Raw genomic sequence first — 1,277 nt, forward strand, 5'->3', positions numbered from 1 at the left:
GACCAACGTGAATGTCGCATCGAGGCACTGCATCAGCCCCGGCATGTCGTTGCCCGGATCACCATTGGCGACGTTGCCGCCGACGGTTCCCATGTAGCGCACCTGCGGGTCAGCTATCTGCAACGCTGCCTCGCGCAGGATCGGTGCCGCGGATGAAAGGGCCGCGCTGTCGATGATCTCATGCTGGGTGACCATCGCACCCAGCGTGACGCGCCCACCTTCAACGGATATTCCCCCAAGACCCGAGACGTCCTGAAGGTCGATCAGATGGGCGATTTCGGCCATGCGCAGCTTCATCATCGGGATAAGGCTGTGGCCGCCCGCCATCACGCGCGCTTCGTCCCCATGTTCCTGCAACAGGGCAATGACGCCCCCCATGTCCTTTGGCCGGTAATAGTCGAACGCCGCCGTTATCATCTTGCTTGTCCTCCCCTGCAAGGCCGAGTTCTGGCAGAGGAAGGCTGCGATGGGCAGCATAAGTCGGCGACAGGATTCGCCGGAAAACAGAGGCTTTGTGCACGAAATGCGAAAGGCCGCGCACGAAATGCGTGCCGCACGCGGTCAGACACCAAGAACCTCGCGCACCGCCTTCAGCCGCGCCCGGCTGACCGGCACGCGCGGCAGGCCGGGCAGGTTCATGTGACAGATTCCGTTATCCTTCAGCCGCTCGAAGCTTTCGACAAATGCAGGATTGACCAGGTAGCTGCGGTGGGTCTTGGTAAAGGTCGCGGGATCAAGCCGGCGTTCGGCGTCGGTGATGGACCAGACACAGAAGTATCTGCGTCCTTGTGCGTAGATATGGGTGTAGTGCCCCTCGGCCCGAATGGCGGCAACGGAATTTGCATCGAAGAAATGCGTGCGGCCATCCTGTTCATATGGGATCTGGCGGGCGAACTTGGGTTCGGCTGGTTTCTTTTCGGGCAACTCCTGTGGACTGGGGGGGTCCATCTCAAGCTTAGGGTGCGACGGTGTCACAAAGGAGATGCCTGTCAACAGGAACGCCGCGCACAGAACGAAGCTGGAGAGGACCACACCGATGGCAAGGACCTCTTTGCCGATCATTGGGCCGACTTCGCTTTCTGCACCGATGGCAACAAACGACGTGCCCCAGATCGCCACGAAATGAACGACGAAAACGGCGCTGCCCAAACAGACGATGCCAAGCAAGATGTTCCGGTGACTGCGCTGACCGTAAGCGATCCAGAACGCCGCCATGTTGAGCACGCAAGAGCCCATCACCGCCAGCGCGATGACTCCGGGCGAATACAAGGGTCTGC

The 1,277-nt window shown here is 60.5% G+C and carries 2 protein-coding genes; both read right to left on the reverse strand.

Features of this window, described 5'->3' with window-relative positions; genetic code table 11:
* Positions 1 to 417: FAD binding domain-containing protein (locus tag AC2FNN_RS21645; protein ID WP_496760586.1), on the reverse strand; the 417-nt coding region annotated here is incomplete at its 3' end.
* Positions 418 to 561: 144 nt separating this feature from the next.
* Positions 562 to 1,277, reverse strand: a 716-nt coding sequence (locus tag AC2FNN_RS21650) for a LytTR family DNA-binding domain-containing protein (protein ID WP_496760588.1), incomplete at its 5' end; no start/stop codon positions are given.

Source organism: Ruegeria sp. BHSA118 (assembly GCF_059613405.1).